General features: G+C 72.4%; 21 protein-coding genes. 10 read left to right on the top strand and 11 right to left on the bottom strand.

Translation table 11 applies throughout. The features are described from left to right. Positions 1-137 precede the first annotated feature (137 nt). The 10 genes from G443_RS19550 to G443_RS19505 all read right to left on the bottom strand — a co-directional run bounded on the left by G443_RS19550 (position 138) and on the right by G443_RS19505 (position 13,229). On the bottom strand, positions 138-1,076 hold the full coding sequence (locus G443_RS19550) for an ABC transporter permease (protein WP_051314178.1): 939 nt from the start codon (positions 1,074-1,076) through the stop codon (positions 138-140). 155 nt (positions 1,077-1,231) lie between these two features. Then, entirely contained in the window at positions 1,232-2,719 is a 1,488-nt protein-coding gene (locus tag G443_RS19545) for a sugar ABC transporter ATP-binding protein (protein ID WP_026419373.1), read from the bottom strand. A gap of 68 nt (positions 2,720-2,787) precedes the next feature. Beyond that, positions 2,788-4,026, bottom strand: a complete 1,239-nt coding sequence (locus tag G443_RS19540; protein ID WP_245588855.1) for an ROK family transcriptional regulator — start codon at positions 4,024-4,026, stop codon at positions 2,788-2,790. A gap of 821 nt (positions 4,027-4,847) precedes the next feature. Continuing rightward, a complete protein-coding gene (locus tag G443_RS19535; protein ID WP_026419376.1) occupies positions 4,848-5,243 on the bottom strand; it encodes a VOC family protein in 396 nt (131 codons plus the stop codon). A gap of 226 nt (positions 5,244-5,469) precedes the next feature. Then, positions 5,470-6,585 carry an ROK family protein gene (locus tag G443_RS19530; RefSeq protein WP_245588881.1) on the bottom strand — a complete coding sequence of 372 codons (1,116 nt, stop codon included), beginning with the start codon at positions 6,583-6,585 and terminating at the stop codon, positions 5,470-5,472. A 628-nt stretch (positions 6,586-7,213) separates the two neighbouring features. Next, a complete protein-coding gene (locus G443_RS19525) occupies positions 7,214-8,038 on the bottom strand; it encodes a phage antirepressor KilAC domain-containing protein (protein WP_051314102.1) in 825 nt (274 codons plus the stop codon). A 435-nt stretch (positions 8,039-8,473) separates the two neighbouring features. After that, positions 8,474-10,123: a phospho-sugar mutase gene (locus tag G443_RS19520; RefSeq protein WP_051314179.1), complete on the bottom strand. Its 1,650-nt coding sequence runs from the start codon at positions 10,121-10,123 to the stop codon at positions 8,474-8,476. 32 nt (positions 10,124-10,155) lie between these two features. Beyond that, positions 10,156-10,908, bottom strand: a complete 753-nt coding sequence (locus G443_RS19515; RefSeq protein WP_035292565.1) for a purine-nucleoside phosphorylase — start codon at positions 10,906-10,908, stop codon at positions 10,156-10,158. Positions 10,909-11,082: 174 nt separating this feature from the next. Continuing rightward, entirely contained in the window at positions 11,083-11,751 is a 669-nt protein-coding gene (locus G443_RS19510; RefSeq protein WP_253860251.1) for a hypothetical protein, read from the bottom strand. Beyond that, positions 11,748-13,229, bottom strand: coding sequence for a serine/threonine-protein kinase (locus G443_RS19505; protein ID WP_253860250.1), 1,482 nt, complete (start codon positions 13,227-13,229; stop codon positions 11,748-11,750). The genes G443_RS19510 and G443_RS19505 overlap by 4 nt, the downstream gene beginning before the upstream one ends. Positions 13,230-13,616: 387 nt before the next feature. On the opposite strand from G443_RS19505, the gene G443_RS19500 reads away from it, so the two are divergent. The 9 genes from G443_RS19500 to G443_RS19460 all read left to right on the top strand — a co-directional run bounded on the left by G443_RS19500 (position 13,617) and on the right by G443_RS19460 (position 22,695). After that, positions 13,617-15,200: an acyl-CoA mutase large subunit family protein gene (locus G443_RS19500; protein ID WP_026419381.1), complete on the top strand. Its 1,584-nt coding sequence runs from the start codon at positions 13,617-13,619 to the stop codon at positions 15,198-15,200. Positions 15,201-15,808: 608 nt separating this feature from the next. Continuing rightward, the gene (gene mbhE, locus G443_RS19495) at positions 15,809-18,157 is read left to right on the top strand and encodes a hydrogen gas-evolving membrane-bound hydrogenase subunit E (protein ID WP_016700144.1); all 2,349 of its coding nucleotides are present in this window, start codon (positions 15,809-15,811) and stop codon (positions 18,155-18,157) included. Continuing rightward, positions 18,154-18,732 (top strand): MnhB domain-containing protein, encoded by a 579-nt coding sequence (locus G443_RS19490; RefSeq protein WP_016700145.1) that lies wholly within the window; start codon positions 18,154-18,156, stop codon positions 18,730-18,732. The genes mbhE and G443_RS19490 overlap by 4 nt, the downstream gene beginning before the upstream one ends. Then, complete coding sequence (locus tag G443_RS19485; RefSeq protein ID WP_026419382.1) at positions 18,729-19,190, top strand: Na(+)/H(+) antiporter subunit C; 462 nt, start codon at positions 18,729-18,731, stop codon at positions 19,188-19,190. The genes G443_RS19490 and G443_RS19485 overlap by 4 nt, the downstream gene beginning before the upstream one ends. After that, positions 19,187-20,719, top strand: coding sequence for a Na+/H+ antiporter subunit D (locus G443_RS19480; protein ID WP_016700147.1), 1,533 nt, complete (start codon positions 19,187-19,189; stop codon positions 20,717-20,719). Before G443_RS19485 ends, G443_RS19480 begins: the two co-directional genes overlap by 4 nt. After that, entirely contained in the window at positions 20,716-21,354 is a 639-nt protein-coding gene (locus tag G443_RS19475; RefSeq protein WP_016700148.1) for a Na+/H+ antiporter subunit E, read from the top strand. Before G443_RS19480 ends, G443_RS19475 begins: the two co-directional genes overlap by 4 nt. Further along, on the top strand, positions 21,354-21,620 hold the full coding sequence (locus tag G443_RS19470) for an MrpF/PhaF family protein (protein ID WP_016700149.1): 267 nt from the start codon (positions 21,354-21,356) through the stop codon (positions 21,618-21,620). Before G443_RS19475 ends, G443_RS19470 begins: the two co-directional genes overlap by 1 nt. Further along, positions 21,617-21,973, top strand: coding sequence for a monovalent cation/H(+) antiporter subunit G (gene mnhG / locus G443_RS19465; protein WP_016700150.1), 357 nt, complete (start codon positions 21,617-21,619; stop codon positions 21,971-21,973). Before G443_RS19470 ends, mnhG begins: the two co-directional genes overlap by 4 nt. Before the next feature lie 131 nt (positions 21,974-22,104). Then, complete coding sequence (locus tag G443_RS19460) at positions 22,105-22,695, top strand: TetR/AcrR family transcriptional regulator (protein ID WP_016700151.1); 591 nt, start codon at positions 22,105-22,107, stop codon at positions 22,693-22,695. A gap of 126 nt (positions 22,696-22,821) precedes the next feature. On the opposite strand, the gene upp is transcribed toward G443_RS19460, so the two are convergent. Continuing rightward, a complete protein-coding gene (upp, locus tag G443_RS19455) occupies positions 22,822-23,445 on the bottom strand; it encodes a uracil phosphoribosyltransferase (protein WP_026419383.1) in 624 nt (207 codons plus the stop codon). Positions 23,446-23,640: 195 nt separating this feature from the next. On the opposite strand from upp, the gene deoC reads away from it, so the two are divergent. After that, positions 23,641-24,633: a deoxyribose-phosphate aldolase gene (deoC, locus tag G443_RS19450; RefSeq protein WP_051314103.1), complete on the top strand. Its 993-nt coding sequence runs from the start codon at positions 23,641-23,643 to the stop codon at positions 24,631-24,633. The last annotated feature ends 21 nt before the right edge of the window (positions 24,634-24,654 follow it).

Here is a 24,654-nt window from a genome sequence, read left to right as displayed (position 1 = left end):
CGAGACGTGGACCGCCGGACTTGGCGGCGGCGGACCTGGGGTGTGTTGGCCGCCGACGGCTCACGGGCCCACCGGCTCGTGCCGGTGGACCTCGTCGGGGCGGGCGGCGGTGACCGCCCCGACGACGGACTGCGGTGCTAGGTCGTTCGCGGGTGGTTCATGGTGCGGTACTGCAGGAGCACGGCGACCACGATGATCACGCCCTTGGCGATGTTCTGGATGTCGGTCTCCAGGTTGTTCAGCGTGAAGATGTTGCTGAGCACGGTGAAGATCAACACACCGATGAGGGTGCCGAGGAGGCTGCCTCGGCCACCGGTCAACAGGGTGCCGCCGATCACGACGGCCGCGATGGCGTCGAGCTCGTAGTAGAGCCCGTTGGTGGACGCGCCCGAGGTGGTCCTGGCCGCGACCATGATGGCGGCGATCCCGCAGCACAGGCCGGCCAGCCCGTAGACCAGCGCGACATGGCGCTTGACGTTGATGCCAGCGAGGCGGGCCGCCTCCGGGTTGCCCCCGACGGCGAAGGTGCGCCGGCCGAAGGTGGTGCGGTTGAGCAGGACCCAGCCGGCCGCGAAGACCAGCAGGAACATCCACACCAGGACCGGGACGCCGAGGAAGCTGCCCCGGAAGAAGTCCAGGAACGCGGTGTCCCTGATCACCTGCGTCTGCCGCCCGCTGATGCGCTCGGCGAGGCCCCGGGCCGCGACCATCATCGCGAGGGTCGCGATGAAGGGCACGACCCTGCCGTAGGCGATCAGTATGCCGTTGACCAGACCGGCGCCCAGTCCCACCAGCAGGGCGCAGAGCACCATCACCCCCACCCCGTAGGACTGGGTGGCGACCGTCGTCATCCACACGCTGGCGAGCGCGACCATCGAACCCACGGAGAGGTCGATCCCGGCGGTGGTGATGACGAAGGTCATGCCGACGCTGACCACGCCGATGGCGGCGGCGAGCCGGAGGATCGTGGACAGGTTCCCCTCGGTGAGGAACGCGTCCGGCCGGGTCAGGTACCCGACGACGCACAGCAGGACCAGTACCGCGAACAGTCCCGTGAGCCGGACGTCCAGTCGCAGCCCACCGCCCTTCGTGGCGGCGGGGGCGGTGGGCTGCGGTGCGGACCGCCCGTCTCCGCCGGTTCCACCGGCGGAGCTCGGGGAGCCCGCAGTCTCGTTGGGGGATCTGTCCTCGGCGCTGCCGGCGCCGAGCACCGAGCCCGGTTTCTTGTCGGTCACGCCGCACTCCCTTCCATCACCAGATCAAGCACGTCGGCCTCGGTCAGCTCGTCGGCGGGCGCCTCGTGGACGATGTCGCCGTCGCGGAGCACCAGCACCCGGTCAGCCAGGCCGAGCACCTCCGGGACCTCGCTGGAGACCACGACGACCGCGACGCCGGAGGCGGCGAGTTCGCGGATCAGCCGGTACAGCTCGCTGCGAGCTCCCACGTCGACGCCCCTGGTCGGTTCGTCGAGCAGCAGGATGCGGCACCCGTGCACCAACCAGCGGGCCACCACGGCCTTCTGCTGGTTGCCGCCGGAGAGCGTTCGGATGAGGCGTCGGGGGTCCGCCGGCCGCAGGTCCAGTTCCCGCAGCTTCTCCGTGGCGTCGTCGATCTCCCTCGCCCGTTGGGAGAAGCCGAGTCGGCTGTACTCCGGCAGGCTGGCCAGGGTCACGTTGTGGGCGACGGGGAGGTCGAGCAGGAGTGCCTGGCTCTTCCGTTCCTCGGGCGCCAGTCCGATGCCGGCGCGCACGGCCGCCGGGACGCTGCCCGGCCGGAGTGGCTGGCCGTGCACCAGGACCCGCCCGCTGTCGGGTTTCCTGGCGCCGAAGACGGTCTCCAGGATCTCGCTGCGCCCGGCGCCCACGAGCCCGGCGATGCCGAGGACCTCGCCCGCGCGCAGGGTGAAGTCGACGTTCCTGAACTCGCCTCGCCTGGTGAGCCCCTCCACCCGCAGCGCCTCCACCGAGGCGTCGGTGGTGTTCTCCTCCCGCTTCGGGAAGGCCGCGTCGACCCGACGCCCGGTCATCAGGGACACCAGCTCCGAGGTGGGTGTGGTCTTCGCGTCGAGGTTCCTGGCGACGGTGCGACCGTCCTTGATGACCGTGATCCGGTCACCGATGCGCCGGAGTTCCTCCATGCGGTGCGAGATGTAGACGACGGCCACCCCGGACGCCGTGAGGTCCTCCACGACCCGGAAGAGGTTCTCCGTCTCGTCGGCGGCGAGCGCCGCCGTCGGCTCGTCCATCACGATGAGCCCGGCGTCGTGGGCCAGTGCCCTGGCCATCGACACCAGCTGCTGCCCGGCGGCGGACAGGCCGCCGACCTCCCGGTGCGGGCGGATCTCGGGGTGACCGAGGCGCGTGAGCAACCGGGTGGCCTCCGCCGCCGCCGCGCGGGCCCGGGTGAACCCCCAACGGGACCGCCAGTGGCCGAGGAAGATGTTGTCGGCCACCGACAGGTCGGGGACCAGGTCCAGCTCCTGGTACATGGTGGCCACGCCGAGCCGGAGGGCCGCGACCGGTGACGGCAGCCTGGCCTCGGTCCCCCGCCAGGTGATGACGCCCTCGTCGGGTTGGTGGGCGCCGGCGAGGACCTTGATGAGGGTGGACTTCCCCGCCCCGTTCTGCCCGAGCAGGCAGTGCACCTCGCCGGGCCGCACCTCCAGGTCCACTCCGTCCAACGCCCGCACCCCGGGGAACACCTTGACGATCCCCTCCATGCGCAGCAGGACCTCCCCGGCCTCCTCCTGGCCGGCGGCGCGCGGCCCCGTGGGCCCGTCGGTTCGGCTCATGCCGGTGCCTCCGTCGGTTCGCTCGCCACCACCGGGGCGAGGGTGGGGTTGTCCATCACCATCCGCATCGCGTGCTGCGCGCCGCCTCGGATGGCGGCGGTGAACCCGAGGGTGGACGGCAGGATCGCCGCCCGGGCCGCCTCGGGCGAGAGGACGCGGGAGGCGATCTGGATGCGGGCGTGCTCGACCAGCCACTCGTACAGCTCGGCGAAGTAGCCGCCGAGCACGACGGCTGCCGGGTTGAGGACGTTGATCAGCAGGGCGAGACCGACCCCCAGGGCGTCCCCGACCTGCTGGAGCGCGTCGAGCGTGCGGCGGTCGCCGGCCTCGGCCCGGACCCGGATGATGCGCAACCGGTCGGAGACCGCGAGGCTGGGGTCCCGCACCGGGTCGTCCGGGCTGGACATCACCTCGAGGAGCGTGCCCAGATCGATCTGCCGCTCCCAACAGCCCCGGTTCCCGCAGGGGCAGGACGGGCCGAGCGGGTCGAGCGAGAGGTGGCCGACCTCTCCGGCGAAGCCGGACGCCCCGCGCACGGGCACCCCCGCCGCGAGGAGACCAGCTCCCACTCCGCTGCTGCCGACGATGCAGAGCAGGTCGTCGGTGCCGCTGGCGGCACCGCTGGTGTGTTCGGCGAGGGCGGCGAGGTTGGCGTCGTTGTCCACGGCGCACCGTTCGAGCGGGAGGTCGACGCGGGCGGCGAGCCCGTCGACGAGGGCGATCTGCCGCCAGCGCAGGTTCGGGGCGAAGCGCACCACGCCGGCCTGGGTGTCCACGAGGCCGGGAACCGCGACCGTGATGCCGGCCGGCCAGGCGCCGACGGCGGCGACCGTGGCGAGCATCGACCTGGCGAGTTCGGCGAGCTGGTCGAGGCACCGTTGCGGGCCGAGTTCCACGACCCGGAGGGGCACCAGCTGCTCGGTGACGACGGTTCCCGCGAGGTCGAGCACCGTGGCTCGCAGGTACTCGAGGTTGATCTCGAGGCCGATGCCGCACACCGACCCCGGCGACAGCTCCACCAGCTGGCCCGGGCGCCCCTGGCGGCCGGCGGTCAGCCCGGCGGCCCGCACCAGGCGGCGGGACTCGAGTTCGCTCACGAGGTTGGAGACGGTCGCCTTGCTCAGTCCACTGAGGGCCGACAGCTGCGCCCGGGACTGCTGCCCGTGCTCACGCAGGGTTCGCACGACCAACGCGAGGTTCGCTCGGCGCAGGCCGGCCTGATCGGCCGGCGGCACGTGACCGTTCCGCACAGCAACCTCACTTCGTTGGGTGGTTCATCAAAGTAAGGTGGTCCACATCACTGGTCAACCCCTTCGGGCTACCAAAATCCCAGGTTTTCACTCGTTCGGCCCAGATTTCGGCCGCAACTTTGGCATTCTCCACACGAAAGTCTGCTCAGTTTAAGCGATTCGACAAGATCCTTCGCAGCTCTCGCGACCCGGGCCGGGGACCGAGCTCCGCTTGAGGTCCCCAGCGGGCCCGACCGCGCGCTGACCTGGGACGACCGTCGTGCCCGGGGACGGGAAGGCGGTCGCGCCACCCACTGGGCGCGCGACGGTGGCGCGAGCCGCCCGGGGCCGGCGCTGGCCGAGCCCACCGCACCGGTGGGGGCGAGGCCGGGAGTTCGGCTCCGGAGCACCCGTCACCGGGGTGGTGGCAGCCCTCCAAGTCCCCCGTCGGCGGCCCGGCCCCGGCCGGGCCACCACGCGCCGGTGGGCCCGTGGAGGGCCGCCGGCATCCGAGCGCCGTCACTCTCCGTCAGAACCTGGAAGGTTCGCCGACCTCGCCGACCCAGCCGCCGGACGCCGGCCGGTGCCGGTTCTGGGACGACACGTGGTGGTCGGTGGAGCCCCGCCCGGCTCCGCTCCTGTGCGCCGCCGCCACGCCAGCGCCGGGGCACCGTGGCAGGGGACGGGCCGCGACCGGCACGTCGCGGCGGTCCGGCGTTCCGGCGCTGTCCACGGCAGACCGGCCGCCCTGCCCTCACCCGAACCGAGCGACCATCCCGTCGCGGCCGGCCGAGCCCGCACGGCCCGGCTCCGCACCGTCGGCGCGCTCAGCCCCCCGAGTAGGTGCCGAAGCTCCACTCGTTGCCCTCGGGATCACGGACGGTGAACCCCCGCGCCCCGTAGTCCTTGTCCTCCGGAGCCACCACGACCTCCGCACCCCCAGCCACGGCCTGGTCGAACAACTCGTCCGGGGTGCTGGTCACCAGGTACACGGCGCAACCACCCGGCCGGATCGCGTGTCCCTCCCCGGCGCTGGCCGAACCGAGCATCACCCCGCCACCCTCTGGCCACAGCAACTCGGCGTGCAGGACCACGTCAGGGGTCTCGCCCGGGTAGACGACGTTCTCCTGGAAGCCGAAGGCGTTCACCAGGAACCGGATACCGGCGGGCGCGTCCTCGTACGCCAGCACCGGCCAGACGAGGGTCTTGTTCTCACCAGGCATGCCACCAGGATGTGGGCTACCGGCGCCGGTCGCCCGGCGCACGGCACCACGTCACCCGAGCCAGGGAGGAGAGCGCCGCCCGCACCGGAGCTGGGGCTCCGTCGAACGGCCGGGCGGCACGGGCGTCGGGCCCTCGGAACACACCTGGAGCCGCGCCCGCCACCTGGCCGCCGCCGGGAGCGCCTGGTCGACACCCCGCTGGTGGGGACCGGTGAGCGGCGGAGGACTAGTGCGTCAGGGCGAAAGCGCGCTCACTGGCCGACCACGCCGCGCCGATCACGGCGGCCTGGTCCCCGAGTTCGGAGAGGACGATCGGGAGGTTCCCGGTCGCGAGGGGCAACGATCGCCGGTACACGGCACTGCGGACCTCGGCCAACAGCTGGTGCCCCAGGCCGGCCACGCCTCCCCCGATGACGACCATGCCCGGGTTGATGAAGCTGACCAGCGAGGCGATCACCTGCCCCAGCCGCCTGCCGCCCTCCCGGATCAGGTTCACGGCGGCGAAGTCGCCCGCACCGGCGGCGGCGCCCACGTCCTGGGCCGTCAGGCTCCCCCGCTCCTCCAGGAGCTCGGCGAGCCGGGTCGACCGGCCGCTGCGGGCCAGGGTCAGCGCGTCCCTGGCCAGGGCGGCGCCGCCGAAGTAGGCCTCCAGGCAGCCGACCTCCCCGCAGGCGCACGCCGGCCCGTACTCGTCGATCCGGACGTGCCCGATGTCGCCGGCCGTCCCGGCCACGCCCCGGTAGACACGCCCCCCGAGGACGATCCCGCACCCGATACCCGTTCCGATCTTCACGAAGATCAGTTCGTCGAGGGACTGGGCGACGCCCGCGTGCCGCTCGCCCATCGCCATCGCGTTCACGTCGTTGTCGACCGCGACCGGACGGCGCCACCGGCTCGCGAGCTGGTCCCGAACCGGGAAGCGGTCCCACCCCGGCATGATCGGGGGCGCCACCGGCAGCCCCTCCCGGAAGCTGACGGGGCCGGGAAGCCCCACCCCGGACGCCAGCAGCCGCCCGGGGTTGCTGGCGAGCACGACATCGGCCAGCGCGGCGACCCGTTCGAGCACAGCCACCGGCCCCGTGCGGACGTCGCAGTCCTCCACCACGTGGGCGAGCACGTCGCACCTCGGTCCGGTCACCGCCACCCCCACCGAGGTGGCGCCGATGTCCACCGCGAGCAGGCGCAGGTCGGAGGCCAGTCGGACGAGCGTGGACCGCCGGCCACCCCGGCTCGCGGCGGGTCCCCCCGACTCGACCATGCCCGCGTCCGCCAGCCGGCTGACCTCCGCGGTCAGGCGGGCGCGTGGCAGTTCGAGCCGTTCACCCAGCTCGACCCGGGACATCGGCCCCTCGTCACGCAGCAGCGCCAGCAGTCGGGACTGCTCCACGGTCTCCACTCTCAACGACTGCTCACCGGTTGTCGCGGTCACTTACGGACTGTATCCCCTCATCGGTCGGCCGCCCCCCGCGTGGTGGAGCGAGCCCGACACCGCGGAACGGGAGACGCTCACGGCGAGCACCTGGTGTCGGCGGGCGTCGCCGGCACGCCGTTCCGACGAACGCCGCCCGCTCCCGGTTCCCGGCGAACGTCGGATTCCCGGCCCTCCGGGGCTCCGGTGCCCGGGCTCCCTCGCCGGCGCGGGCGCCCCCTTCGCCGCGGCGCATCCGCGTGGCATCGCGAGGAGCGCGGGTCCACTCCGTCGTGCCGCCCGCGTCGGAGTGGACCCACCCGCGTGCCACCAGTAGCCAGGGGCGCCCCCGCCAGGCGACCCTCACCCCGGCGGCCCGGACGGTGCGTCCAGTCGCGTCCGGAGCGTGGCGGCGAACTCCTCAGCCCGGGACAGCTGCACCCGCGGTCTCGCGACCTGCTCGGCCGCCGCTCGTTCGTAGCTCCGGACGCGTCCACCAGCTCGAGGGCTCCCCGGGCGCCGACGGCCGGTGGTCCTCCACCGGCACCCGGGGAGGACTGGGTCAGCCGGTGTCGGACTCGCGGACCGGGGCCAGCTCGGCCCGCACCTGGTGCCCCCGCCTGGCCAGGAGGGACCGGATGAACTCGATCCCGGAGGGCCGCACCCGGGTGGTGAACCCGCCACGACGCCCGTCCGGTGTGTCGAACACGCTCGGCACCACCCGGAAGTGGTGCGCGTGCTCCTGGTAGGGCTCGTTGCGGCGGTGCTCGGCCGACATCAGCACGTGCTCGGCGCGCAGGAACTCGAAGAGCTTGTTCTGGCCCATCCCGGGGACTCCGAGCATCTTGGCCACGTTGCCCACCAGGTAGGTGCCGTCGGTCTCCAACAGGGCGTCGTAGGCCTCGGCCTTCGGAGCGGCGACCGCCAGCTCCCTGCGGGTGCGCTCGGCCTCCTCGAACTGGTCCGCCAACGCCCGCAACGCCGACGGGTAGTCCTCCGGCATCCTCGGCGAGGGCAGCACGATCTCGGCTTCCCTGGCGCGGACGGCGAAGTAGCGCTGGGCCGCCGCCACCTCCGGCTTCGCCGGGTCGCCGTTCATCGCGACGAGGTAGCAGGCGTACCTGGTGAGGCGGTGGTCGTCCGACGGTTCCCCACCCGTGGCGGCGGCACCGCCCGCCGCCACGAATAACGTGCCCACGTTCACCCGGGTGTTGGCGGCCGACCGCTTGGCCCGCGCCAGGGTCTCGCCGAAGTGCCGCCAGTCCGAGTAGCCGAGCAGTGGCATGAGATCGCGGGCGGACCACCACTCACCGGTGTCGTCCACGCGCCGGACCGAGTCGAAGGGATTGGTGTCGTTGGCTGATTCCAGACCGCTGTTCTCAGGCATGTCCGAACTCCCCTGCCGATTCCCGCCGGAACCCCGCGAAGTGGTTTCCACCGTTTCCCCGGGGCTTTCACCGTCACCACCGAGAATACCGGCAACGACCGACATTTCCGGGCGCTGAACTGGGAGGATGCGAACTGGGAGCAGCGGGGGCGACGGGGTCGTGGCGGGTTCCCCGACTACCGCGCCGCCGGTCGAAAACCCTCGCCAGCTCCGCCGGTAGCGAAAAGGGAGCGCCTCGCGTTCCCCACCTCGAACGGTTCCGCGACTCGGCGGCGGCCCCGGGGCTGGCAATTCCGCACGGCGGGAGAACCGAGGGAACCGGGAGAACGGCGACCGGCCCTCCGCCGGGTGCCCGGGCGTCCTCAGGAGAGGTCCACGCCCCTGACGCGAGGCCGGCTCCGTCCCGATCGGGAGCGGGACGGAGCCGGTTCCGGTTCAGCGCAGCAGTTCCGCGACCTGGTCGCGGAGCTCGGTGAGTCGGGCCTCGGCGCGTTCCCGCGCCGCCGCCACGCGGTCGGACCTGTCGGCGCCGCCGTCCGGGGCCGCGTCCGCGACCGGCTCCACCACCTGGAGGTACGCCTTCAGCTTCGGTTCGGTCCCCGAGGGCCGGATCACGACGCGGAGGGACTGGGCGCGGAGTTCGACGATGTCGGCCGCCCTCGGTTCCGCCAGGGACACCGGCACTCCGGCCAACTCCGCCGGCGGGCGCCCGCGCACCCCCGCCACCAGCCTCGCCCGTTCCGCCTGGTCGGTCACCCGGATCGACACCTGGTCGGTCAGGTGCACGCCGTGCCGCGCGGCGAGCTCGTCCAACGCGGCCAGGAGGTCACTGCCCTCGGCCTTCCTCGTGGCCGCCAGGTCCGCCGCGAGCACCGCGGCGGACAGGCCGTCCTTGTCCCGAACCACCTCGGGATCGACCGACAGCCCCAGGGCCTCCTCGTAGGCGAAGACCAGACCGGTCCCCCTGCCGTCCCCCGCCCGCACCAGCCACTTGAAACCCGTGAGCGTCTCGTCGTACCGGGCGTCGTGGGCGGCGGCGACCGAGGCCAGCATCGACGAGGACACGATCGTCGTCGCCACCAGCGGATCGGGGTGCGCGGCGCGGTCCAGCGCGGCCAGCACGTGCTCGGCGAGCAGGACACCGGTCTCGTCCCCGCGCAGCATCCGCCAACCGCCGCCGGGTTCACGGGTACCCACCGCGCAGCGGTCGGCATCGGGGTCCAGGGCGATCGCCAGGTCGGCCTCGACCCGCTCCGCGAGGGCCAGCAGCAGGTCGGTGGCCCCGGGCTCCTCGGGGTTGGGGAAGGCCACCGTCGAGAAGTCGGGGTCGGGTTCCGCCTGTTCGGGGACGAGGTGGACGTCGTGGAAACCGGCGGCGGCCAGCGCGCGCACCAGCGGTTCGCCGCCCACGCCGTGCATCGGGGTGGCCGCGATCCGCAGGTCCCGGGCGCTTCCCCTCGGCAGCGTCCCGACGTGCGCGAGGTACTCGCCGAGGAGGTCGCGGTCCTCCACCCGCCAGCCCTGCGACAGGGGCACCGTGAAGGCGGGCCCGACCCGTTCGATGGCGGCCTCCACCTCGGAGTCGGCCGGGGGCACGATCTGGGTGCCCTCGCCGTCGTACAGCTTGTACCCGTTGTCGGCGGGCGGGTTGTGCGAGGCCGTGATCTGGATCCCCGCGACCGCGCCCAACCGGCGGACCGCGCCGGCGAGCAACGGGGTGGGCAGCGGGCCGGGCAGCAGCCGGGTGTCGAAACCCGCCGCGGCCAGCACCCCCGCCGCGTCGGTCGCGAACCGCTCGGACCCGTGCCTGGCGTCCCGCCCGACGACGACCACCCCACCGGCATGGCCGTGGGCGGTCAGCCAGGCGGCGACGCCGGCCGTGGCCCGGATGACGACGGACCGGTTCATGCCGTTGGGACCAGCGCGCAGCGGGCCGCGCAGCCCGGCGGTGCCGAAGGTCAGCGGACCGGCCAGCCGGTCGGCCAGCTCCGCCTTCGCCGACTCGTCGCCGGCCATCGCCGAGGCGAGCACGCGTTGCAGCTCGACGCGGTCGTCCTCGTCCACGTCCTCGGCCGCCCACCGCATGGCAGCCGTGCGCAGCGCCGGGTCGAGGCCGCTCACAACCGGCCCACCAGACGGGCGAGCAGACCACCGAGCCTGGTGGCGGCGGCGCGTCCCTCCGCCACGACCTCCTCGTGGTTCAGGGGCTCGCCGGTGGTGCCGGCCGCCAGGTTCGTCACCAGCGACAGGCCCAGCACCTCGGCCCCGGCCGCCCTGGCCGCGATGGCCTCCAGGGCCGTCGACATGCCCACCAGGTCGGCGCCCAGCGTGCGGAGCATCCCGATCTCGGCCGGCGTCTCGTAGTGGGGCCCGGGGAGCTGGGCGTACACGCCCTCCGTGAGCGTCGGGTCGAGCTCGGCGGCCAGCGCGCGCAACCGAGCGGTGTACAGGTCGGTGAGGTCCACGAACTGGGGCCCCACCAGGGGGGAGAGCGCGGTCAGGTTGAGGTGGTCCCGGATCAGCACGGCCTGGCCGACGTCGAGGTCACCGCGCAGGCCACCGGCCGCGTTGGTGAGGACGACCGTGCGGGCGCCCGCCGCCACGGCGGTGCGCACCCCGTGGACGACCGGCGCGACACCCCGACCCTCGTAGAGGTGCGTACGGCCGAGCAGCACGAGCACCCGGGAGTCACCGAGGCGCACCGAACGGATCGCGCCACCGTGGCCGGCGACGGCCGGCGGCACGAAACCGGGCAGCTCCGCCATCGGCACCTCGGCGACCGGGTCGCCCAGTTCCTCGGCCGCCGGGCGCCAGCCGGAGCCGAGGACCACGGCCACCTGGTGCTCCTCCACCCCGGTCCTGGCCGCCAGCTCGGCCGCCGCCCGCCTGGCCGCTGCCTCGGGGCTGGCCTGGTCGGCCGGGGCGGTTCCGCCCGTCGCCGCTGACTCGTCGGTCCGCACCGTCGCGGTGCCTGCGTCACTCGCCGTCACAGGGCGAAGCTTAAGGCCTCCGACCCCGAGTCCGGGGCCACCGGGTTCCCCGGCTCAGGCGAGGGTGGTGAAACTCGGGGCGATCTGGTTGAACAGCTCGGTGCGACCGACCGTCTCCGACCGGGTGTCCACCGAGACCGAGACCAACCACAGGTCGTCGTCCCTGGGCAGCAGCCGCACGTAGACCGTCCGCCGCTGCTCCGCCCCCGCCGACTCCCTCAGCAGGCCGGAGTCGACGAGCCGGTAGGTGAGTTCGCGGGCGGGTTCGGGCCCAGCTTGTTCCCGGTCGGTCTCGACGGGGACGTCGAGACCCGGGACGAACTGCCCGCCGCTGCCCGCCGTCAGCTCCGGCAGGCGGCTCACGTAGTCGTCGACGCTGTGTTCCTGGAAGTAGTCGGCGAACCACTCCACCGCGACCGTGCTCGAACCGTCCTCGGAGACGTACCGGGTGATGGAGCTGTCGGGCAGCTCCGGGTACTGCCGCTGCTCCTGGAACCGGCCCCACCCCTCGGGGAGCATCAGCTCGAAGCGTCCCTCGGTGGGTTCGGTGTCCGCGCCCACGGCGCGGTCCGAGGCGAGGTCGAGCGTCGGGCTGCCGACCCCCTGCCCCGGCGCGGGCGCCCCGGCGACCTCGGTCGGCAGCACGGACTCGCCCGCGACGGTCCTGACGAGCGCGAAGCCCACGAGCGCCGCGACGAGGAACAGCGGGACCGCGAGCATCATCCCGCCCCTGCCGATGCGGGGAGCGCCCGTCCGGCGTCCCGGTCGGGAGCCCGCCGTGTCGGACGGAGCCGGCGGTCGACCGCCCCGGTCGTCGGAGGTCGCGCCCGGCCCACCGGAGGAGGGAGGCGGCGCGAAGGGCAGCGGACCTGGGTCGGCGGCCAACGGCGCGGGCGGGGACGTCTCCTCGACCGCCGGCTGGGTGCCGGTGTCCCGAACGGGGAAGGGGAGCGGACCTGGATCGGCGGCCAACGGCGCCGAGTCGTCGATCGCCCGGATCGGCGAGGAATCGTCGTCGGCTCCGAGTCCGCCCAGGGCCCCGGTGTGGGCTCCGAGCGCGCCGGTGGACTGCGCGGTGGGACGGCGTCCGCCGGGGCGTCGACCGCCGGGGGACCAGCCGCCCGTCGCCCCCGCGGTCGGGGGTTCAGGCTGGCCGCGCCCGTCGCCGTCGGTGGGCGCCGCGACGCCTGCGCGCGGGTGCCCGCGCCACCACGCGTGCCGGACCGTGTTCCGCCGGCTCCCCGGGTGCCCGACCGGGTCCCCCCGGCGCCCCGGGTTCCCGTCGACGGCGGCTCGGCCGCGCTGGGATCGGGCATGTGGACGTCCTCGAACACGTTCACCCCGGACTTGGGGAGCAACGGGGCGAGCCGCCGGCGCACCTCGGCCAACGGCATCCTCTTGGCCGGCGCCTTGACCATCAGACCGCTGATGATCTCGGCGATGGTGCCTCCCCGGCTCGCCTGGGGAACCGGGCCGTGCACCACCTCGGTGACCGTGGCCAGCGGGTCGCCGCCGGCGTCGTAGGGTGGTCGCCCCTCCATCGCCGCGTACAGCGTCGCTCCCAGCCCCCACAGGTCGGCGGCCGGGCTGACCCCGCGCCCCGTGGCGACCTCGGGTGCGATGTAGGAAGGCGTTCCCAACAGCAGGCCGGTGGCGGTGAGGGTGCTCTCCGTGACGTTGCGCGCGATGCCGAAGTCGGTGAGCTTGGTCCACCCGTCCTGGTTGACCAGCACGTTCCCGGGTTTGACGTCCCGGTGTGTGATGCCGGCCCGGTGCGCGGCCTCCAAGGCCGCCGCGATGGCGTCTCCCACCACGGCCGCCTGCTGTTCGTTGATCGGCCCGTGGTGCCGCAGCACGGCGGCGAGGCTGTGCGCGAGCACGAGCTCCATGACGACGAAGGGCTCGCCCTCGTGCCGCACCACGTCGTAGAGGGTCACCACGTTCGGGTGCGAGAGCACGGCGTTGGCCCGTGCCTCCCGCATCGTGCGTTCCCGCATGGCGTCGGCTTCGGGAGCTGGCACGCCCTGGGGCAGCAGCACCTCCTTCAGCGCGACCTGTCTGCGCAGGAACTCGTCGTAGGCGACCCAGACGATGCCGGTGGCGCCCTTCCCCGACACCCGGCGGAGCCGGTATCGGCCGGCGATCACACGAGGAGTTGCGGGATCTTCCGAGTCTGTGGTGGCCACGGACACATTCTCCATGCGTTGTACTCGACTGTGCACTGTGCGATACAGACGACGGTACGAGCCTGTTCTTGGATCGATGGTCCGAGCGGGGTGATCCCGGACCAGGGCGCAGGGGTGGACGCGTCGCCCGCCGTCATTGTGCTGGCGGCGTCGCGGTGGAGACAAGATCGGGAGGTGGTCGCGATGACCACCTCGTGCCGCCCGCCAGCTGGGCCCCGTCCGCCCGCCACCGGCCGACGGCCGTCCGACCCCGCCACGCCCACCCAGGAACGCTGGTCACCCCGGTGGTCCTCCGGGCCGGCCCCCGACCGGGCCGCCGGACCGGGAGGCGGCGTTACCCTCGCCGCCTCGGTACCGCCCGTCCCGCCCCGCCAGAGCACACCCACCACGAGGAGGCGTCCGATGTCCGCCGAGAAACGAGCCGAGTCCGGGTTCGAGGTGAAACCGGTCTACGGGCCGGCCGACGTCCGGGACGGACTGGCCGACAGGGTCGGCGAGCCGGGCGGTTACCCCTTCACCCGGGGCGTGTACCCGACCATGTACACGCGGCGGCCGTGGACGATGCGGCAGTACGCGGGATTCGGGACCGCCACCGAGTCGAACGCCCGCTACCACCAGTTGATCAGGGCGGGCACCACCGGTCTCTCGGTGGCGTTCGACCTGCCCACCCAGATGGGTTACGACTCGGACGAGCCGGTCGCCCACGGCGAGGTCGGCAAGGTGGGCGTCGCGATCGACTCCATCGAGGACATGCGGCGTCTCTTCGCGGGCATCCCGCTCGGCGAGGTCTCCACGTCGATGACCATCAACGCGCCGGCCGCCGTGCTGCTGCTGCTCTACCAACTGGTCGCCGAGGAGCAGGGCGTCGACCCCGCCACCCTCACCGGCACCATCCAGAACGACGTGCTCAAGGAGTACATCGCCCGGGGGACCTACATCTACCCGCCGGCCCACTCGCTCCGGCTGATCACCGACATCTTCGCGTACTGCCGTACCGAGCTCCCCCGGTGGAACACCATCTCGATCTCGGGCTACCACATGGCCGAGGCCGGGGCCACTCCCGCGCAGGAGATCGCGTTCACCCTGGCCAACGGCGTGGAGTACGTGCGGGCGGCCATCGACGCCGGGCTGCGGGTGGACGACTTCGCCCCCCGACTGGCCTTCTTCTTCGTCTCCAGGACCAGCCTGTTGGAGGAGGTGGCGAAGTTCCGGGCGGCACGGCGGATCTGGGCCCGCCTGATGCGGGAGGAGTTCGGGGCGACGAACCCCAAGTCCTGGACGCTGCGGTTCCACACGCAGACCGCCGGCGTGCAGCTGACCGCGCAGCAGCCCGAGGTCAACATGGTGCGGGTCACGGTCCAGGCGATCGCCGCCGTGCTCGGCGGCACCCAGTCCCTGCACACCAACTCCTACGACGAGGCCATCGCGCTGCCCACCGAGAAGGCCGCCCGGCTGGCGTTGCGCACCCAGCAGGTACTGGCCAACGAGACGGACCTGACCTCCACCGTCGACCCCTTCGCCGGTTCGTACGCCGTCGAGGCGATGACCGACGAGGTGGAGCGCGCGGTGGTGGAGCTGATGGGCAAGGTCGAGGACCGGGGCGGGGCGGTGGCCGCCATCGAGCAGGGCTTCCAGAAGGGCGAGATCGAGCGGACGGCCTACCAGAACGCGCTGGACATCGACTCCGGCGACCGCGTCGTCGTCGGCCTGAACCGGTACACGGTGGACACCGAGGAGCCCTACGAGCCGCTGCGGGTGGATCCGGACATCGAGCGGACGCAGTCCCGGCGGCTCGCGGAGCTGCGTGCGGAGCGTGACGGCGAGGCGGTGCGCGTGGCGTTGGCGGAGCTCCGGGAGGCGGCCAGCGGCCGGGAGAACGTGCTGCCGCCGATGAGGAAGGCCCTCGCTGCCAGGGCGACCGTGGGTGAGGTCTGTCACTGTCTCCGGGAGGTGTGGGGACGGTACACCCCGTCGGACGTCTTCTGATCCCCACGCCATCCGGGGGCCACCCGGCCCGGTCCGGCCGCCGGGCGGCCCCCCGCCCACGACGGTGTGAAATGTCCGCTAAGTACGGGGTAAGCAGGGAGAAGACGCGGCGGCGTACCACTGCCGATCTACCCCCCGGCCCACCGTCCGCCCCTGGTGCCACGCGGTCGACCACGGGCGGCGCGGCGAGGGCGTGCGCCCGGTACGCACCCCCGAGGATCGCGGGAAGCACCCCGGAGAACCGGTACGGTTGTTCCGGCGGCTTGCCACTGGTAGCAACCGGTTTCGCCCGGAACGGGCGATCAGTCGGGGCGGTTGTCCGGCAGGCACCACCGAGAACGTCGACCTAGGGAGCTGAGCACCACACCAGGAAGGACACCCGCTGTACCAATCGCGGACAGCGGGCGCGGGCGCCACGCGGCAGCGGAGGAGTTGTGAGGCGCACGTGAGTCCGTCCGTACGATTTTCCCGTCTTGCGCGTTCGGCGAGCGGCCCGGATGGAGGGCCGCCCGCCGCTGGCGCGGGTCGTGGCAAGGTCAGCCCCGCGTCCCGGAGGAGCTTATGAGCGAACGCAAGCCGGCGGTCGTCCCGAGGTCGGGGAGGTCCCGATGCTGCTCCTGGTGACCGCCCACCTGGTGTTGGCGGCCCTGCTCCCGACCGTCAGCAGGTGGCTTGGGCGCTGGGCGTTCGCGGTGGGCGCCATCCTGCCGGCCGTCTCGCTCGGCTGGGCGCTGACCAGCCTCACCGAGGTGCTGGCCGGCGGGACCGTTGACGAGTCGGTGGCGTGGGCGCCCGTTCTCGGGCTGACGTTCACGCTGCGACTCGACATCCTCTCCCTGTTGATGATCTTCCTGGTCTCCGGGGTCGGAGTCCTGATCCTCTGCTATTGCGTCTACTACTTCAAGCCGGACGCCCAGAGCAACTCCCGGACGTCCGCGCTGCTCGTCGCCTTCGCCGGGGCGATGCTGGGCCTCGTCCTCGCCGACGACCTGTTCACCCTCTACATCTTCTGGGAACTGACCACGGTCTGCTCGTTCCTCCTGGTCGGGCAGGACGGCAACACCAAACAGCAGCGGCGGTCCTCCATCCAGGCCCTGCTCGTCACCGTACTCGGTGGGCTGTCGATGTTGCTGGGCTTCGTCCTGCTCGGCGAGCAGGCCGGGACGTACCGGATCTCCGAGATCGTGGCCAGCCCGCCGGCCGCCGGCGCTCTCACCAGCACCGCGCTGGTGCTCATCCTCCTGGGGGCGTTCACCAAGTCCGCCCAGGTCCCGTTCCACACCTGGCTGCCGGGCGCGATGGTCGCGCCCACCCCGGTCAGCGCGTACCTGCACGCCGCGTCGATGGTCAAGGCCGGCGTCTACCTGGTCGCCAGGCTCTCCCCCGCGTTCTCCGACCACACGCCCTGGTGGCCGTTGATCGCGACGCTCGGGATCTGGACGATGCTCATCGGCGGCTACCGGGCGCTGTTCGAACGTGACCTCAAGACCCTGCTCGCCTACGGCACCGTCAGCCAGCTCGGGTTCCTGATGGTGTTGATGGGCGCCGGCTCGCACACGGTCGCGATGGCCGGGGCGACGATGCTGATCGCGCACGGCCTGTTCAAGTCGACGCTGTTCCTCGTCGTCGGCATCATCGACCACCAGGCGGGCACCAGGAACATCGACGAGCTCTCCGGGATCCGACGGCGCTTCCCGGTGCTCACCGTGATCGGCGCCATCGGCGCGCTGTCCATGGCTGGCATCCCCCCGCTGTTCGGGTTCCTCGGCAAGGAGGCGGCGTTCGAGGGGTTCCTGGAGTCGGGTACCACCGGTGACCTCGTGGTCCTGGTCGGTCTCGTGCTCGGGTCCGCCCTCACCGCCGCCTACAGCTTCCGGTTCCTGTGGGGGGCGTTCGGCACCAAGCCGGGTGTCGAGGACTCCTCGGCCCCCAAGCCCTCGCTCGGCCTGATGGTGCCGGCGGCCGTGCCCGCGGCACTGACCCTGCTCCTCGGGGTGGTCGCCTCGCTGTTCAACGCGCTCGCCACCACCTACGCCGAGCCCTACCCGGCCGGGGACCACCCCTACTACCTGGCGCTGTGGCACGGGTTCTCGCTCCCGCTGCTGCTCTCCGCGGTGGTCGTGGCCTCCGGTGTCGGGTTGCACCTGGCCAGGGACCGGGTGGTTCGCCTCGGGGGGTGGCTGCCGGACTTCCTCCAGGCACAGCCCGGCTACGAACGCACCGTCGCCGGGCTGGACACGGTGTCGTACGCGGTGACCGGCCGGTTCCAGGCCGGTTCCCTCCCGACCTACCTGGCCATCATCCTGCTGACCTTCGTGCTGGTGCCCGGCAGCGCGGTCCTCACCGGTGGCTCGATGCCGGAGGAGCTCCGGCTGTGGGACTCGGCGGTCCAGGTCCCGGTGGCCATCCTGGTGCTCACCGCCGCGATCGCCGTGACGATGGCGAAACGCCGGATGACGGCCGTGATCCTGACCGGCGTGGTCGGATACGGCATCGGCGCGTTCTTCGTCCTCGACGGTGGCCCCGACCTGGCGCTGGCCCAGTTCCTGGTGGAGACGCTGACCCTCGTGGCGTTCGTGTTCGTGCTGCGCCGCCTGCCCAGCCGGTTCACCCAGGTCGAATCCACCCGTTCCCCGCGCTGGCCCAAGGTGGCGGTCTCGGTCGCGGCCGGTGCCCTGGTGGCGGTGTCCGCCCTCGTGTTCAGCGGGGCGAGGCAGGCGCCACCCGAGGCCAGTGAGGGCTTCGTCGAGGCCGCTCCCGAGGGGGCGCACGCCAACAACGTCGTCAACGCGATCCTCGTCGACTTCCGCGCCTTCGACACCGTCGGCGAGATCTCCGTCCTCGCGGTCGCCGCCACCGGCGTCGCCAGCCTGATCCTCGCCACCAGGAGGGCGCGCCGCCCCTCGGCGGCCGAGGAGACGGAGGGACCGCGCAAGTCCAGGGAGGTGCGCAAGTGAGCGAGGGACCGCCGCGTTCCCAGCCCTCCGGTGAGAAGAAGCGCCGGACCAGCCTGTGGGAGGAGTGGGACACCCCGCAGGAGCACTGGCTGTTGGTCGGAAGCCACCGGGACGGCCGGGAACGGTCGCTCCTGCTGGAGGTCGCCGCCCGCATCATCTTCCCCACGGTGCTGGTGTTGTCGCTGTACCTGCTGTTCGCGGGCCACAACCGGTCCGGGGGCGGGTTCTCCGGTGGCCTGGTCGCCGGGCAGGCCTTCGTCGTCCGCTACCTGGCCGGCGGGCCGATGGAGGTGCGCGCGGCGGTCGGGCTGCGCCCGCCGGTCATCATCGGCGCCGGGCTCAGCCTGGCCGTCCTGACCGGCCTCGCTCCGATCTTCTGGGGTGAGGCGCCGCTGACCAGCGCCTACGTGAGCATGACGCTGCCGGTGCTCGGCGACGTGCACGTCGTGAGCAGCCTCTTCCTCGACATGGGGGTCTACCTGCTGATCGTTGGCGTGGTGTGCGACCTGCTCCGCACGCTCGGCGCGGGCATCGAGGAACAGTCGCCACGACCGAGGAGGAGGCCCTCCGGATGAACACCGTGAACGTCACCGTCAACCTGACGATGGCGCTGACCATCGGCGGGCTCTACGCGGTCGGCTTCTACCTGCTGCTCCAGCGCTCCCTGATGCGCATCATCATCGGCATCGTCATCGTCGGGCACGCCGCCAACATGTTCCTCCAGCTCGCCGGTGGCCCTCCCGGACGCTCCCCGATCGTGGGCGTGTCACCGGCGGAGGAGATGACGGACCCCCTGCCCCAGGCGATGGCGCTGACGGCGATCGTCATCACCTTCGCCCTGACCACCTTCCTGCTCGCGCTCGCCTACCGGTCCTCCGTGCTCCTCGGGCACGACGAGGTGCGTGACGACGTCGAGGACCGGCGCATCCGCCGGCAGCAGCAGCGCGTCGACGAGCGGGAGGAACCAGACGAGCCGGGAGCCGACCGGAAGTTCGAGTTCGGCACCGACAACGACAAGGAGGCCACGCGGTGACGATGTTGGTCGCGCTGCCGATCCTTCTGCCGCTGCTGGCCGCCGGGCTCTCGCTGGTGCTCGGCCGGTTCGCGACGCTCCAGCGGCTGCTGGGCGTGGTGGTGTTCACGGCGAACGCCGTGCTGGCGGTGGTCCTGCTCGCCGAGGCGGACAAGTCGGGCCCCGTGGTGCTCCAGCTCGGGGGTTGGGACGCTCCGGTCGGCATCACCCTGGTCGCGGACCGGTTGTCCGCGCTGCTGATGCTCATCTCGATGGTGGTGATGCTCGCGGTCCTCGTCTACTCGATCGGCCAGCGCATCACCGACTACGGCCGCAGCACCTCCAGCACCGCCTTCCACCCGATGTACCTGGTGCTGGGCGCTGGCGTTTCGATGGCCTACCTCACGGGCGACCTGTTCAACCTCTTCGTCGCCTTCGAGATCATGCTGGGCGCGTCCTACGTCCTGATCACCCGCCGGACGACGGCGACCCGGGTGCGGGCCGGGATGACGTACACGATCGTCAGCCTGACGTCCTCGCTGCTGTTCATCACGATGATCGCGCTGGTGTACGCGGCGACGGGCACCGTGAACCTCGCCGACCTCTCCGGCAAGGTCGAGGCGTTGCCGGTGGGCGTGCAGTCCGCGATGGCGCTGATGATGATCGTGGTCTTCGGCATCAAGTCCGCGATGGTGCCGCTGCACTTCTGGCTGCCCGACAGCTACCCGACCGCCCCGGCCCCGGTGACCGCCGTGTTCGCCGGCCTGCTGACCAAGGTCGGCGTCTACGCGCTGATCCGGACCCAGACCCTGGTCTTCGACCACGGGGAGAGCTGGACCCTGCTGCTCTGGTTCTCGGTGATCACCATGATCATCGGTGCCCTGGGAGCCATCGCGCAGAACGACCTGAACCGGCTGTTGTCCTTCCTGCTGGTCAGCCACATCGGGTACATGCTGTTCGGCCTGGCGTTGTACGACGTGACCGGCCTGGCTGGCGCGATCCTCTACGTGGTGCACCACATCACGGTGCAGGCGACGCTGTTCCTGGTGAGCGGTCTGCTGACCCGGCACACCGGGACGGTCGCGCTCCGGGGGATGGGCGGCCTGGCCAAGCTGTACCCGGCGATCGCCCTCCTGTTCGCGATCCCGGCGCTGAACCTGGCCGGGATCCCGCCGTTCTCCGGCTTCGTCGCGAAGTTGGCACTGCTGGAGGCGGGGGCCGAGGTCGGCACCACGATGGCCTACGTGGCCACCGGCGCGGCGGTGCTGACCAGCTTCCTGACGCTGTACGCGATGGCCAAGGTGTGGGTCTTCGCGTTCTGGGGCAAGTCGAAGCCGCCCCACCCCGATCCGGATCCCACCGACGAGCTGATCATCGGCACCGGTTCGACCTCCCGCACGATGGTCTCGGCCACGTCCGCGCTGGTGGTCTTCGGTGTGCTGATCGCCGTGTTCGCCGGACCGCTGTCGGAGATCAGCACGCGTGCGGCGACCGACCTGCTCGACGGCGGCCCCTATCGCACCGCGGTGCTCGGTGAGGAGGCGGAATGAGCAAGATGACGGCCCTGCTCGCGACCCGTCGGCACGCCTGGCGGCGGGCGCCGCTGGTGGTGTGGCTGACGCTGGTCTGGCTGATGCTGTGGGGCACCCTGGACGTGGCCACGGTGCTCGGGGGCGTGATCGTCGCCTCGGTGGTGGTCCTGGTGTTCCCGATGCCCCCCATCACGCGCCGGGGCCGCCTACGACCGCTGCGGGTGCTCCAGCTGCTGTGGTGGCTGTTGGCTGACCTGTTCACCTCGGCGTTCCAGGTGGCCTGGGAGTCGATCAGCTACGGCCCCAGGACGAAGGCCGGGATCGTGGCCGTGCCGGTGCCGGCCGACACCGACCACGTGGTGGCCACCGCCGCCAACCTGGTCTCGCTGGGGCCGGGGAAGTTCGTCCTCCAGATCGACCGCGAGCAGCGGGTCTTCTACGTCTACGCCCTGGGGATGCAGGGCGAGGAGGACGCCGCGAAGATCCGCCGTGAGGTGCTGGAGATGCAGTCCTGGGTCGTCCGGGCCATCGGCTCCGACGAGGACGTCCGGGCGCTGGACCACCTCGGCCCGACCGAGGCCGACCAGCCGGCGCCGCCGTCGGCCCCACCGTCGGCCGGGGCCCGGCCGACGCCGCCAGAGGAGGACCGCTGATGCAGATCGTCTTCGCCATCACCCTGGCGCTGCTGTGCGCCGCGGGCCTGGTCATCGTCATCAGGCTGGTCCGAGGCCCGACGACCCTCGACCGGATCCTCGCCGTCGACGTCCTGGTCGTGCTCATCGTCGGCGGAACCGCCGTGGGCATGGCGATCCAACAGGACGGCTCCAACATCGCCCTGCTGGCCGCCGTGGCACTGCTCGGGTTCATCGGATCGATGGCCGCCGTCCGACTGGTCGAGAAGAAGGGGACGCACCGATGAGCGTGGGTGACGTGATCTCCGCCGTCCTCCTGATCGGCGGTGCGGTCTTCTGCCTGCTGGGCGCGCTCGGTGTCCTCTGGTTCCCCGACGTCACGGCGCGGCTCCAGGCGGCGACGAAGCCGCAGACACTGGGCCTGATCATGCTGCTGGTGGGCACCGCGATCCAGCTGGACTTCCTGTACGGGTCCGGCCTGATCATGGTCGCGATGTTCCAGATGATCACCGCTCCCGTCATCTCGCAGATGGTGGGCCGGGTCGCCTACCGGACGGGAGCGATGAGGAAGGAGAGCCTGGTCGTCGACGAGCTCGGCGAGCGGCTGGCCCGCGAGGAGGGGACCGGGAAGTCCGGCTGAGCCGACGCGGCCCGGCCGGGAACAGGTCGGGCCGCGTCCCACAGTGGACGGACGGTCACCTCCGCCGCGCACCGTCGCAGGTAGACGGACCGTGGCGCGCCGACCTCGGGATCCTGTCGTAGCCTGTCGCCGTGCCGCGACCACGGACTCACGACGACGCCTTACGGATCCGGCTGCTCGACCGCGCCGGGGAACTACTCTCGGCGCACGGCCCCGAGGGCCTGAGCCTGCGCCGCCTCGCCAACGACGTCGGAACGTCGACGACGGCGGTGTACTCCCTCTTCGGTGGCAAGCCGGAACTCGTGCAGGCCCTGCTGGGTGAGGCGTTCGACCGCTTCGCCGTCTGGCTCGCCGAGGTGCCGAGCACCGACGACCCGGTGGAGGACCTGATCCAGCTGGGGCTCGCCTACCGCCGCAGCGCACTGGCGGACCCGCACCTCTACGGAGTCATGTTCAGCCAGGGCACGGCCCCCAGCCCGCTGGGCGAGGACTCCCGCGAGCGCGGCCGACGCGCGCTGCGCCCGCTGTTCGAGGCGGTTCGCAGGGGGCTGGAGCGGGGCGTGCTGGCGGAGGCCCCACCGGAGACCATCGTCATGGGCTGCTGGGGGCAGGTCCACGGACTGGTGTCGCTGGAGCTCGGTCACCGGGTCCCGCCCTACCTGGACGTGGAGGCGAGCTACGAGCGGGCGCTTCGCGCGAACGCCCGAGGCTGGCTCCGCTGACCGGGCGCCGGCACCGAGGCGCCCTCCCCCACCGTGGCCGGAGGTGGCGGGCGCCCCGTAACCCCCTGTGCCCGGCGAGCGGCGGGCCTGGGTGGCCCGGACCGGCGCCCCGCGACGAGCGGCGCGTCAGGCCGGGCCGTACTGCCGGTCACCCGCGTCGCCGAGACCGGGCACGATGTACCCGGAGTCGTTGAGGCGCTGGTCGATGCTGGCGGTGACGACGCGGAGCGGCAGGCCGCTCCTCCTGAGGTGTTCCACGCCCTCCGGCGCGGCCAAGGCGCAGACCGCCGTGATGTCCGTCGCTCCCCGGTCGGCCAGCAACCGGATGGTGTGTTCCATCGAACCCCCGGTGGCCAGCATGGGGTCCAGGACCAGCACGGCCCGTCCCTCCAGGCTCTCCGGCAGCGACTCCAGGTAGGGCGTGGGTCGCAGGGTTTCCTCGTTGCGGGCCAACCCCACGAATCCCATCTGCGCCTCGGGGATCAGCAGGTGCGCCTGGTCCGCCATGCCCAGGCCGGCGCGGAGCACCGGGACCAGCAGCGGCGGGTTGGCCAGCCGGTAGCCGGTGGCCATCGCCACCGGGGTGTGCACCTTCTCGGTCCTGACCTGGGCTTCCCTGGTTGCCTCGTACACCAGCATGAGGGTGAGCTCGTGCAGGGCTGAGCGGAAGGCGGCACTGTCGGTGCGCGCGTCCCGCATCGTGGTGAGTCGGGCTCTCGCGAGGGGGTGCTCGACGACGAAGACGTCCATAGCGGCCCACGGTAACCGTCGGCTCGTCGGAGCCCACCAGCCCGCCGCCCGACCCCGCGGCGGCGGCCGTCCGCTCCCGCCCTCGTCCGCCGTGCTCGGTCGTTCCTCCCCGTCCGCACGGGTGCGCCTCGGGTGGGCCCCGGCGGGCACCGCGAGCGTCGCGGAACCGTCCAGGGCGACGCCTAGACTTCGGGCATGCCATCCGGGTCGACCACGACAGCCCAGGCCACCGACGCGGTCAGCGGCGGGCCACCCCCCGAACTGACCGAGGCGAGCCGCGACGAGACCTCGCTCCGCCGTTTCCTGCACGCACTGCCCGGCATCGACCAGGTGGGGTTGGAGCAACGAGCCGCGACGCTGGCCACCCGCAGCGTCAAGAAGGACGCCAAGAGGTGGGCCATCGACGCCGCCATCTCGATGGTCGACCTCACGACCCTGGAGGGCGCGGACACGCCGGGCAAGGTGCGCGCGTTGACGGCGAAGGCCCGCCGGCCGGACCCCGAGTACCCGGACGTGCCCCCGGTGGGCGCGGTCTGCGTCTACCCCGACCTGGCCGGGGTGGCGGTCCGCGACCTGGCGGGCACCGGGATCGGGGTGGCCTCGGTCGCGACGGCCTTCCCGTCTGGCCGGTCGAACCGGCAGGTCAAGCTGGCCGACACGGCGATGGCGGTGGAGGCGGGAGCCACCGAGATCGACATGGTCATCGACCGGGGCGCCTTCCTCACCGGCCGGTACGGCCTCGTCCTCGAGGAGATCCAGGCCGTGAAGGCGGCCTGCGGCGACGCCCACCTGAAGGTCATCCTGGAGACCGGCGAGCTGGCCACCTACGACAACGTGCGGCGGGCGAGCTGGCTGGCGCTCCTCGCTGGCGCCGACTTCATCAAGACCTCGACGGGGAAGGTCTCGCCGGCCGCGACCCTGCCGGTCACCCACGTGATGCTCCAGGCCGTTCGTGACTGGCACGCCCTGACCGGCGAACACCGGGGCGTGAAGCCGGCTGGCGGCATCCGGGGCACCAAGGACGCCATCCGCTACCTCGTCGCCGTCCGCGAGGTCGCCGGTCCGGCCTGGCTGACCCCCCGCCTGTTCCGCTTCGGGGCGTCCAGCCTGCTCAACGACCTGCTGATGCAGCGTCGGCGGCAGCTGACCGGCCACTACAGCGGCGCCGACTACGTCTCGGTCGACTGAGGAGTCCCCCGCCGCCCCTCC

Source organism: Actinoalloteichus caeruleus DSM 43889, assembly GCF_000429185.2.
GTDB lineage: Bacteria > Actinomycetota > Actinomycetes > Mycobacteriales > Pseudonocardiaceae > Actinoalloteichus_B > Actinoalloteichus_B caeruleus.
This window is presented reverse-complemented; position numbering and strand designations above follow the sequence as displayed.

Excerpts from the sequence above, each read along its gene's own strand:
- G443_RS19545 (WP_026419373.1), bottom strand. The coding sequence starts at position 2,719 with ATGGAGGGGATCGTCAAGGTGTTCCCCGGGGTGCGGGCGTTGGACGGA.
- G443_RS19535 (WP_026419376.1), bottom strand. The coding sequence starts at position 5,243 with ATGCCTGGTGAGAACAAGACCCTCGTCTGGCCGGTGCTGGCGTACGAG.
- G443_RS19530 (WP_245588881.1), bottom strand. The coding sequence starts at position 6,585 with ATGTCCCGGGTCGAGCTGGGTGAACGGCTCGAACTGCCACGCGCCCGC.
- G443_RS19525 (WP_051314102.1), bottom strand. The coding sequence starts at position 8,038 with ATGCCTGAGAACAGCGGTCTGGAATCAGCCAACGACACCAATCCCTTC.
- G443_RS19520 (WP_051314179.1), bottom strand. The coding sequence starts at position 10,123 with ATGCGGTGGGCGGCCGAGGACGTGGACGAGGACGACCGCGTCGAGCTG.
- G443_RS19510 (WP_253860251.1), bottom strand. The coding sequence starts at position 11,751 with ATGATGCTCGCGGTCCCGCTGTTCCTCGTCGCGGCGCTCGTGGGCTTC.
- G443_RS19505 (WP_253860250.1), bottom strand. The coding sequence starts at position 13,229 with ATGGAGAATGTGTCCGTGGCCACCACAGACTCGGAAGATCCCGCAACT.
- G443_RS19500 (WP_026419381.1), top strand. The coding sequence starts at position 13,617 with ATGTCCGCCGAGAAACGAGCCGAGTCCGGGTTCGAGGTGAAACCGGTC.
- mbhE (WP_016700144.1), top strand. The coding sequence starts at position 15,809 with ATGCTGCTCCTGGTGACCGCCCACCTGGTGTTGGCGGCCCTGCTCCCG.
- G443_RS19485 (WP_026419382.1), top strand. The coding sequence starts at position 18,729 with ATGAACACCGTGAACGTCACCGTCAACCTGACGATGGCGCTGACCATC.
- G443_RS19475 (WP_016700148.1), top strand. The coding sequence starts at position 20,716 with ATGAGCAAGATGACGGCCCTGCTCGCGACCCGTCGGCACGCCTGGCGG.
- G443_RS19470 (WP_016700149.1), top strand. The coding sequence starts at position 21,354 with ATGCAGATCGTCTTCGCCATCACCCTGGCGCTGCTGTGCGCCGCGGGC.
- mnhG (WP_016700150.1), top strand. The coding sequence starts at position 21,617 with ATGAGCGTGGGTGACGTGATCTCCGCCGTCCTCCTGATCGGCGGTGCG.
- upp (WP_026419383.1), bottom strand. The coding sequence starts at position 23,445 with ATGGACGTCTTCGTCGTCGAGCACCCCCTCGCGAGAGCCCGACTCACC.
- deoC (WP_051314103.1), top strand. The coding sequence starts at position 23,641 with ATGCCATCCGGGTCGACCACGACAGCCCAGGCCACCGACGCGGTCAGC.